The organism is Actinoplanes sp. NPDC024001, from assembly GCF_040638955.1.
In the GTDB taxonomy this organism is placed as follows: Bacteria; Actinomycetota; Actinomycetes; order Mycobacteriales; family Micromonosporaceae; genus Actinoplanes.
In genome coordinates this window covers 1-9,534 of the sequence record NZ_JBEZZB010000261.1, presented here as the reverse complement: position 1 = coordinate 9,534, position 9,534 = coordinate 1, and the positions used below count along the sequence as shown (strand labels likewise).

Here is a 9,534-nt window from a genome sequence, read left to right as displayed (position 1 = left end):
GCGGTGGCGGCGAGTTCGCGGCCGTCGACATCGAGGGCCAGGAGGGCGGCTGCGGTGGTGCCGGCAAGCTCCGCCGCGACGTCCACCAGGTCCACCGCGGCTCCGGCGGCGAGCGGCGCCAGCCGCCGGTCCAGCACCTCCTGCCAGACCGGGCGAAGACGGGTGACCCCGTCAGCGCCGAGGGAGTCGGCCAGGGCGCGCCGGGTTCCGCGGTGGTCGTCGCCCTCCTGGTCGAACAGCAGTCCGCCGCCGGCCAGCTGCCCGGCGGCGCCGCCGGTCGTGCCTTCGGCCGTCCGGTCGAGCGGCACGCGGGTGAGCCCGTCGAGGAAGGCCGCGCGCGAATGCGCGAGAACGGTGCCGCCGAGCCGCGTCACCGGCCGGCGCCGGGTCACCGCGAGCAGCGCGAGCAGCACCGGATGGCTGTACAGGTAGACCCGACGGTCCCGGCGCCGCGCTCGCGCCGCGCCCGAGCGTTCACCGCTCATTCCGGCACCGCCCGGCGGAGGCCGGCGGTCCGGCTGACGGGCAGTGCTGTGTTTCCGGGGCTGAGGCAGCACTGGCGGACAGCCGGTGGGGGTTGTGTGGTCACCTGACATGCACCTCGGCGGAGGAATCGGGGCGCCAGCGGCGATCCCAGTACCAGAGCAGCGTCCGCCGGGCGCCCCACGCGCGGAGGCGGCGCAGGCTGGACTCGACGATCAGATCCTCGGCGCGGACGATGCGGTCGGTGTGCCGGCGGGCGCGGTTGAGCAGGGTCACGTCCTCGGAGCCGGCTTCCAGCGGCTCGCGCGGCGTGCCGCCGCACGCCAGGTAGAGATCGGCGGTGAACGCCAGGTTGTGGCCGTGGACCAGCACGAACGGGGCGCGGAACGCGGGCGCGCGATGCGCGCGCCGGAAACGGCCGTAGAGCGCGGCCAGGCGGACCGCCGCCGGGAAGACATGCCGCTCCGTCCAGGACGGTTGCTCGTCGCGGCGCGGCACGCTGCGGCCGCAGACCAGGGCGGCGCCGCCGATCAGGTACGCCCTCGCGGTCGCCACCCAGTTCGGCGCGGGGCGGCAGTCGGCGTCGGTACGCGCGAGCAGCATCGCCCCGGCCGCGATGGCGAACCGGAAACCGGTGTCAGCCGCGGTTCCGGCGCCGCGTTCGAGTTCGGTCAGCACCTCCACCGGGAACGGCGCCCGTTGCGCGAACCGGTGCACCACCTCCGCGGTGCCGTCGGTGGAGCCGTTGTCGACGACGAACAGCCGGAAACCGGTGTCGGTCTGCCCGGCGAGCGCGTCCAGGGTGCCGCCGATCGACTCGGCCTCGTTGTAGGCGGGCACCACGACCGCGAACACGGTGCTGCTCACGGCCGTACCCCGGTGCCGGCGGCGAGAGCCGCGGCCGCGGCGCGGTCGGGTTTGCGGGAGCGGCCGGCGAGCGGGACCGGGGCGAAGAGCACGCGGTCGGGGGAGGCCGTGCCCATGCGCTGCAACGGCACGCGCAGGGCGGCCCGGACCGCCGGCTCGTCGGCGCCGGGCACGGTCTGCACGAGCGCCACCACCTCCTCGTCGCCGTCGCCGGCGGGGACACCGACGAGGACGGCGAGGGCCACGCCGGGCACGTGCAGGGCCGGCTCGTAGAGGCCGGGATAGATGTTCTCGGCGCGCCGCAGGATCATGTCCTTGCAGCGCCCGCCGAGGACGACGCGGCGGCCGTCGAGGCGGGCCACGTCGCCGGTGGCGACCCACTCGTGCGGGTCGGCGCCGAGGTACCGGTCGCAGACGCCGGCGCCGGCCAGCAGCAGCTGACCGTCGTCGTCGAGGCGGGCGCGCACCCCGGGAAGCAGGTCGCCGACGAGGTCACCGGTGTCGTCGAAAGCGGACTTCTCGCGGGACTCGACGGCGGCGGCGGGGAACACCTCGGTGAGCGCGTAGACACCCCAGGCCGCGTCGGCGCCGGCGGCACGGACCCGGCTGAGCAGGCCGGCCGAGACCGGCGCCGACCCACTGTAGACACGCTGCGTGAACGGCACCCCGGCGTCGAGGGCGGCGCGCAGTTGCGGCGGGGTGAGGTACGTGGCCTGCGGGCGCAGCGTGGTGATCTGCCGGGCCAGCATCCGGGGGCGTCGTGCGGGCAGGGCCACCGGCGCACCGGCGGCGAGTGACGGCAGCATCACGAAGAAGGTGCCGCCCAGCACCGGAATCCCTGGTCGCGGCTCGACCAGGGCGGAGACCGCGCTCAGCCCGGCGGCGAGGCCGGACCGGGTGTGCACGACCGCCCGCGGGCTGCTCGTGGTGCCCGAGGTAAAGATGATCACCGCGTCGCCGTCCCCGTCGTAGGGGGCGGGCGCCGGGCCGGTGGCCATGGGCAGGGCCGGTGCGGCGCCGGGCAGCCGCCGGCCGACGGTCACCGTGGGTGCCAGGGCGGCGAGGTCGGGCAGGGCCAGGCCGGCGCGGCGGGCCAGCGGCGCAGCCCAGCCGGCGACCGCCTGCGCGGCCGCGTCGGCGACGATCAGATTCGGGCGGGCCACGGCGAGGCGCGCGGTGAGCACGTCGGGTCCGGCGTTCGGGTCGAGGACCGCCACCCGGACCCCGATCCGGTACGCGGCGAGCACCACCGCCAGGGCGCGCGGCCCGGGTCGTACGGCGAGCCCGAGCGTGTCCCCGGGCCGCAGACCGCGCGCGTGCAGGGCGGCCGCGTACCGGTCACGGAGTTCCGCGAGCTCGCCGCGAGTGAGGGAGCGGCGGCCGCGGAGCAGGGCGGGGGTGTCGTCGCCCGGTCGCAGGTCGGCGAGCATCGTCACCTCGGGTCCGGGGTGAGGACGCCGCTGCCGCGGTCCAGGTACCACTTGGCGGTGCCGAGCACCCCGTAGGCCCGCAGCCGCCGGGTCGAGTTCTCCACCACCATGGCGCGGCTGCGGGCGATCGACGCGGTGGTGCGCCGCACCCGGTTGAGGAAGAGCCGGTCGGTCGGCGACGGGCGCCGGGGCATGCCCCCGCACGCTTCGTACAGCTCGGCGGTGATGGCCATGTTGTTGCCGGCGTGCATCCGGTACGGCGCCAGGTAGCCGCTTGCCCGGTGCGCCGGGCGCAGCCGGCCGAACAGCGCCGCGAGGGCGACCAGGCCGGCGAAGACGGCGCGGCCGGCCGGCCCGTGCTCGTCGTGGCGTGCGGTGATCCGCCCGCAGACCATGCCGGCGCCGCCGTCGTGGGCGGCGCGGGCCGCGGCCACCCAGCCGGGCCGGGGCAGGCAGTCCGCGTCGGTGCGCGCGATCAGCGCGGCCCCGGCGGCGATGGCGTGCCGGAACCCGGTGTCGACCGCGCAGCCCACCCCTTTCTCGGTCTCGACCAGCACCTCCACCGGGAACGGGGCGCACGCCCGGAACGCGCGGACCGCGTCGACGGTGGTGTCGGTGGAATTGTTGTCGACCACGAGCAGGGTGAAGTCGGTGTCGGTCTGCGCGGCGAGGGCGTACAGGGTGGCGCTGATCCGGGCCGACTCGTTGTAGGCCGGGACGACCACCCACAACCGGGTCGTCACGAGCACTCCCAGACCATCGTCATGATGCTGACCCCGCCGCCCAGGCCCATGAACAGCACCCGGTCGCCGGCGCGCAGCCCGGGACGGGCCCGGGACAGCTGCACGCCGAGGGTGGCGCTCGCCATGTTGCCCAGGCCGGTCACGGTCACCTCCAGCTTGTCCTTGGGCACGCCGGTCACCTCGACGAAGCGGTCCAGGTACGGCAGGGTCACCTGGTGCACGAGGATGCGGGCGTAGTCGGAGTACTCCAGACCGGTGCGGCTGCGGACCCGGTCGAGGATGCTGGCGCCGACCTTCTCGAAGACGCCGCGCAGCCGGTGGCCGTCGCCGGCGAAGTAGGTGTGCTCGTCGCCGCGCGGATGCCGGGAGCCGCCACCCGGGATCCCGCCGACCGCCCAGTGCTCGGAGTGCGTCTCGGTGTCGACGTCGAGGATGCCGCCACGGTCCACCGGTTCCACCACGACCGCCGCGCCGGCGTCGCCGAACGTGTAGCCGGCGAACGACCGCCGCGCCTCGGTCAGGTCGGCGACCCGGGGGCGCATCACCCGTGACGGGGTCTCACCGGTCACCACCAGGGCGCGGCGGGCCCGGCCGGCCAGGATCATCGAACGGGCCAGGTCGATGCCGTTGACGAAGCTGTTGCAGGCGTTGGTGACGTCCAGCGCGTGGGCCCGGCTGCCCAGCGCGTCCTGCAGGATGTGCGCGGTGGCCGGCTCGACCATGTCCCGGCTGGCCGAGGCGAACAGCAGCAGGTCCACGTCGAGCGGGTCCAGGCCGGCGTCGGCGAGGGCGGCCCGGGCGGCGTGCAGGCCGAGCGTGGAGGCGTACTCGTCGTCGGCGGCGATCCGGCGCCGCTCGATCCCGGTGAGCCGAGCGAACAGGCCGCGTGGCAGCCGGACCGACCCGGCCCGGGCGACGCCGTCCTGCAGCTCGGTGGTGGTCACCTCACGCTCCGGCAGGTGGGCGCCCACCCCTGTGATCCCGACCCGCATCGGCTGCGCGAACCTCCTAGAAGATGATCAAGGTCATCCATTGTCCTACCGGGTGTCCTCACCGCGGTACCCGCCTATCGTCCGAGCGGACCGGAATCAAAGGATTACCTCAGATGTGCCGGAGTGCGGCCGATGTGACGACCGTGCCGGAACAGCTCTTCCTGGTCGGCAATCTGGGCACCATGATCACTTACGCGGCGATCACGGTGGCCATCGCGGTGCCCGTGGCCCGCGCCGGGCAGCTGCGCAGCAACAAGCCCGCGGTCGCCACCGCGCTGATCTTCCTGACCGCGGCGATCGGCCACGGTCTGCACGCCTTCCTGGCGTTCCGCAACCTGGACCGGGCCGAGCACTCCGTACCGATCGTCTGGGTGTGGGCGCTGGCCTGGTGGAACGTGGTGTGCGGGGTGGCCGGCGTCTACTACTGGACGGTGCGCCGGTCCGGCGCGATCAGCGCGGGCGCGATCTACGCCGATCCGGAGGCGGAGCGCTGCTTCGCCGAGGCCGCGGCCCGGGAGCAGGCTGCCCGGTCCAGCCTCGCCGCGGTGGTGGAGCACACCGACGACGGCATCGTCGGCGTCTCCCTGGACGGGGTGATCACCGCCTGGAACGGCGGGGCGGAGCGGCTCTTCGGCTACCGTCCCGACGAGATCATCGGCAAGCCGGCCGCCCTGCTGGCGGACCCGTCCGGCGCGCAGGAGCAACGTGACGTGATCGCCCGGATCCTGCGGGGCGAGAGAGGCGTCTACTACGAGTCGCGGCGCTTCGCCAAGGACGGCACCCCGGTCGAGGCCGCGTTGACCGTCGCGCCGGTCCGGGACGGGAGCGGCCGGGTCACCGGCATCTCGGTGGTGGTGCGGGACGTCACCGCGGTCAAGGAGGCGGCCGAACGGCAGCGCGCGATCGAGGAGCGGACCAACCAGGCGCAGCGGATGGAGAGCCTCGGCAAGCTGGCCGGCGGGGTGGCGCACGACTTCAACAACATCCTGGCGATCATCGCCAACTACACCGACTTCGCCGCCGAGGAGGCCGCCGGCAACCCGGCGCTGGAGGCCGACCTCAGGCACGTCCGCAGCGCCACCGACCGGGCCATCAACCTGACCCGGCAACTGCTCACCTTCACCCGCGGCGACACCATCCAGCCGCAGGACGTCGACCTGAACGCGGCCATCGCCGAGGTGCACGCGATGCTGGGCCGCACCATCGGCGAGCACATCAACCTGATGGCCGTGCCGTCCGCGGAGCCCGCCGTCGTGCACGCCGACCCCGGGCAGATCCAGCAGGTGCTGCTCAACCTGGCGATCAACGCCCGGGACGCGATGCCGGACGGCGGCACCCTGGTCCTGGAGGCCAACGTCGCCGACCTGGACGGCGACGAGCTCGCCATGCAGCCGCCGCTACCCGCCGGCCGGTACGCCCGGCTGCTGGTCAGCGACACCGGTGAGGGCATGTCGGCGGAGGTGGCGGCGCGGATCTTCGAGCCGTTCTACACGACGAAACCCCGGGGCAAGGGGACCGGGCTGGGCCTGTCCACCGTCTTCGGCATCGTCACCGAGGCCGGCGGCAGCCTGAACGTCTACTCCGAGCCGGGTGTGGGCACCACGTTCCGGATCTATCTGCCGCTGGTCGCGGCGCCGGGGCGGGTGACCACCGCCGGCTCCCGGCAGGCGCCGCCGCCGCGCGGTGACGGCCGCACCATCCTGGTCGTCGAGGACGAGCCGGCCCTGGCCCGGGTGGTCACCCGGATCCTGGCCAGCGGCGGATACCACGTGCTGACCGCGACCGGGGGAGCGGAGGCGCTCGCCCTGTTCGACCAGCACGGCTGCGACGCCCTGCTCACCGACGTGATCATGCCGGAGATGTCCGGGCGCCGGGTGGCCGAGGTGATCCACGGCAGCCGGCCGGAGCTGCCGGTGCTCTACATGTCCGGTTACAGCAACGGGCTGCTGGGCAGCACCCACGTGCTGGACGGCGACATCGCCTTCATCGAGAAGCCCTTCACCGCGCAGGACCTGCTCCGCAAGCTGGCCGAGGTGGTGGGGAACCGGGTCACCAGCCCGCTCCGGTGAAGCTGTTCAGCACGACGGTGAGCTTGGGCAGGCCGGCGACCCAGCCGGACCGGTCGGTGTGCCACTCCAGCAGGTAACCGCGCTCGCCGACACCGATGACCCGGCGCATCACCCGCGTCGCCACCTCGCCGGAGTCCAGGAAGGTGAACTCCCAGACCGCGCCGGGCGGGGTGGACTGGGCCTCGATGCGCAACCGCCGGTAGGCCGCGAGATCGATCCGCTGCTCCTCGGCCAGCAGCGCGGAGACCACGTCGCCGGTCGGCCCCGGCCACCGGCTGATCCGCAGGATCGGCCCGCCGCCCGGATCGGTGAAGGCGATCGTCCGCCCCGGGCCGGGCACCGCTTTCCAGCCCTGCGGCAGGGCCACCCGGAAGCCGCTCGGATCGACCCACCAGGCGAACTCGGCGGGCAGCTCGACCGGCGCGGCCGAGGTGGCGACCAGCGGAGCGACGGTCTGCGGCGTCTGCGACCGGGCGTCACCCTGGGCGCTCGCGGCGACCACGCCGAGCGTGCCGAGCACGGCAAGCGCGGCGGCCACCGCGGAGACCCGGCGGCGCACCGAGAACCGCCGCCGGACCGGCTGGGCGATGCGGCGCAGCTGGCTCTCGACCTGGGCCGCGGAGAGCCGGTCCGCCGGGTCCCGGCGCAGCAGGCCGGTCAGCACCGGGGTGAGCGGGCCGGCCCGGCTCGGTGCGTCCGGCGGGGTGTCGGCCAGCGCGCGCAGGATCGCGGTGGTGGTCGGCCGCAGGAACGGCGGCCGGCCCTCGACGGCGTGGTAGAGCGTCGCGCCGAGCGACCAGAGGTCGGAGCGCTCGGTGGAGACCCGGTCGAAGAGCCGCTCCGGCGCGATGTATTTCGGCGAGCCGAGCACGATGCCGGCCCGGGAGAGCGCGGCGATGCCCTCGCGGGTGACGGCGGGACCGAAATCGGTGAGCACCACCCGGTCGTCCTCGGTGATCAGCACGTTGCCGGGTTTGACGTCGAGGTGCAGCAGGCCGGCGCGGCGGGTCGCCTTCAGCGCGGCGAGCAGGGCGAGCCCGATCTCGGCGACCCGGGTCGCGGGCAGCGGGCCGGAATCGTCCACGATGTCCTGCAGCGAGCGGGACGGCACGTAGTCCATCACGATCCACGGGCCCTCGGGATCGGGAAGGACCTCGTGGGTGTGGATCAGGTTGGGGTGGGTCACCCGGGCCGCGGCCTGCGCCTCCGGCAGCGCCCACTCCTGCACCAGCTCACGCTGATCGGGAGCCAGCCCCTCGGGGATGGTGCACTGTTTCACCACGACCAGGGGCGCGACCGGCACTCCGGCGGCCTCGTCGGCGGCCAGCCAGACGCTGCTCATGCCGCCGGCGGAGAGCGGGCGGATGATGCGGTAGCGCCCGGAGACGAGTTTCCCCTCAGGCGTCATGCCGTCACCTCGAATGTCCCGGGTCAGCAGCCAATTCGACGTTACTGCAACCACGCCAGCGGGCAAGTGTCGGATTTCCGGGATGAGGGGGATCCCGCGCGAGCCCGGTTCGGCGTACCGTCGGCAGGGGTGACATCGACGCTTGTGCGAAGAGGCGACATGCGGAGACCTGGACAGAACTGGCGCCGGCTCTCGATCCCCCTCCTCGGTGCCTGCCTGCTGGCGGCACTGCCGGTGGGCTCCGCCGTGGCGGTGCCGCCCGACCCTGTCCCACACACCCACGAGACCGTGCACGCCGCCCACCGGGCCGGGCGGGCCGCCCCCGACAAGGCGGCCGACCACGCGGTGCGGCTGCAGGCGCTGCTCGGCCAGCACTCGGTGCTCGCCGCCGACGTGATGCGCAGCCGCATCCGCGGCGACGACGACTTCGTGCAGGCCGCCGACGCGGCCCTCGGCAAGAACACCGACGCGATGACCGACCTGATGGACCAGCTCTTCGGCGAGGACATGGTCGGCACGTTCGGTCCACTGTGGGCCGAGCACGTGGTCGAGCTGGTCGCCTACGCCAGTGCCGTCGCGGCCCGCGACGACGCGGCCCGCGAGCAGGCCCGCGAAGAGCTGATCGAGTACGAGGGCGAGCTCAGCAAGTTCCTGGCCGGCCTGTCGCAGGGCCGGCTCGCCCCGGACGCCGCCCACCACGCCCTCGGCATGCACGTCGACCACCTCACCAAACAGACCGACGCGTACGCGGCCGGCGACTACCTGGCCGCCGACCGCACCTACCGGGAGGGCTACCAGCACCTCTACGACCTGGGCCTGGTGCTCGCCGACTCGCTGCTGCCGGCCGCCGACCGCCCGGCCCTGCGCGAACCGGTCTGGCGGCTGCGTTCCCAGCTCGGCAAACTGCTCGCCGAGCACGTGGTGCTGGTCGAGGACGTGACCCGGGCCGCGGTCACCAACACCCCGGACTTCGACGCCGCCGCCCGCTCGATCAACGCCAACACCCGGGACCTGACGGCCGCGATGGACACCCTGTTCGGCACCGCCGCGGCACGGCAGTTCCAGCGCATCTGGGGTGATCACGTCGAGCAGCTGGTGGCGTACAGCGCGGCGACGGCGGCCAAGGACGAGACGCGGCGGCAGCGGGCCCGGTCCGCGCTCGCGAAGTACGAGCAGGACATGGCGGTCTTCCTCAACCAGGCGACGGGCGGCCGGATGACCCGGCCGGAGCTGGCGCAGGCGTTCGCCGGGCACGACGAGATGCTGCTGGAACACGCGGACGCGTACGCGGCGCGGGACTACCCGACGGCGCACGACATCGCCTACCGGACGTACGAGCACGGGTTCGACCTGGCCCGGGAACTCGCCGACGCGTTCGGCGAGACGGTGGCGGCACGGCTGCCCCGCGGTGGCGCACAGACCGGCTACGGCGGGCTCGCGGCAGGCGGTCGCTGAGGTGCGCGGACGGTCGTACGTCCGCGCTTCGGCACTGCTCGCGCTGGTGGCCGGCGGCCTGGCCGGGCTCGCCGGCGCCCAGGCACA

At 74.2% G+C, this 9,534-nt stretch carries 7 protein-coding genes and 1 pseudogene; 2 read left to right on the top strand and 6 right to left on the bottom strand.

The window, feature by feature from the left end; translation table 11 throughout:
* The 5 genes and pseudogenes from AB0F81_RS48495 to AB0F81_RS48475 all read right to left on the bottom strand — a co-directional run.
* Positions 1-485, bottom strand: a pseudogene (locus AB0F81_RS48495) (cytochrome P450); the annotation flags it as partial.
* Positions 486-585: 100 nt separating this feature from the next.
* Positions 586-1,350, bottom strand: a complete 765-nt coding sequence (locus AB0F81_RS48490) for a glycosyltransferase family 2 protein (protein WP_360210755.1) — start codon at positions 1,348-1,350, stop codon at positions 586-588.
* Positions 1,347-2,780 (bottom strand): class I adenylate-forming enzyme family protein, encoded by a 1,434-nt coding sequence (locus tag AB0F81_RS48485; protein WP_360210757.1) that lies wholly within the window; start codon positions 2,778-2,780, stop codon positions 1,347-1,349. Before AB0F81_RS48485 ends, AB0F81_RS48490 begins: the two co-directional genes overlap by 4 nt.
* 2 nt (positions 2,781-2,782) lie before the next feature.
* Positions 2,783-3,523, bottom strand: coding sequence for a glycosyltransferase family A protein (locus tag AB0F81_RS48480; RefSeq protein ID WP_360210753.1), 741 nt, complete (start codon positions 3,521-3,523; stop codon positions 2,783-2,785).
* Positions 3,520-4,515 carry a 3-oxoacyl-[acyl-carrier-protein] synthase III C-terminal domain-containing protein gene (locus AB0F81_RS48475; protein WP_360210751.1) on the bottom strand — a complete coding sequence of 332 codons (996 nt, stop codon included), beginning with the start codon at positions 4,513-4,515 and terminating at the stop codon, positions 3,520-3,522. The genes AB0F81_RS48480 and AB0F81_RS48475 overlap by 4 nt, the downstream gene beginning before the upstream one ends.
* 113 nt (positions 4,516-4,628) lie before the next feature.
* Between AB0F81_RS48475 and AB0F81_RS48470 the strand changes: the two genes are divergently transcribed.
* The gene (locus AB0F81_RS48470; protein WP_360210749.1) at positions 4,629-6,584 is read left to right on the top strand and encodes a PAS domain S-box protein; all 1,956 of its coding nucleotides are present in this window, start codon (positions 4,629-4,631) and stop codon (positions 6,582-6,584) included.
* Here the strand turns inward: AB0F81_RS48470 and AB0F81_RS48465 are convergent.
* Positions 6,565-7,992: a serine/threonine-protein kinase gene (locus tag AB0F81_RS48465; protein ID WP_360210747.1), complete on the bottom strand. Its 1,428-nt coding sequence runs from the start codon at positions 7,990-7,992 to the stop codon at positions 6,565-6,567. The genes AB0F81_RS48470 and AB0F81_RS48465 overlap by 20 nt on opposite strands.
* 159 nt (positions 7,993-8,151) lie before the next feature.
* Between AB0F81_RS48465 and AB0F81_RS48460 the strand changes: the two genes are divergently transcribed.
* Entirely contained in the window at positions 8,152-9,447 is a 1,296-nt protein-coding gene (locus AB0F81_RS48460) for a hypothetical protein (protein ID WP_360210745.1), read from the top strand.
* The last annotated feature ends 87 nt before the right edge of the window (positions 9,448-9,534 follow it).

Excerpts from the sequence above, each read along its gene's own strand:
- AB0F81_RS48470 (WP_360210749.1), top strand. The coding sequence starts at position 4,629 with ATGTGCCGGAGTGCGGCCGATGTGACGACCGTGCCGGAACAGCTCTTC.
- AB0F81_RS48475 (WP_360210751.1), bottom strand. The coding sequence starts at position 4,515 with ATGCGGGTCGGGATCACAGGGGTGGGCGCCCACCTGCCGGAGCGTGAG.
- AB0F81_RS48460 (WP_360210745.1), top strand. The coding sequence starts at position 8,152 with ATGCGGAGACCTGGACAGAACTGGCGCCGGCTCTCGATCCCCCTCCTC.
- AB0F81_RS48465 (WP_360210747.1), bottom strand. The coding sequence starts at position 7,992 with ATGACGCCTGAGGGGAAACTCGTCTCCGGGCGCTACCGCATCATCCGC.
- AB0F81_RS48485 (WP_360210757.1), bottom strand. The coding sequence starts at position 2,780 with ATGCTCGCCGACCTGCGACCGGGCGACGACACCCCCGCCCTGCTCCGC.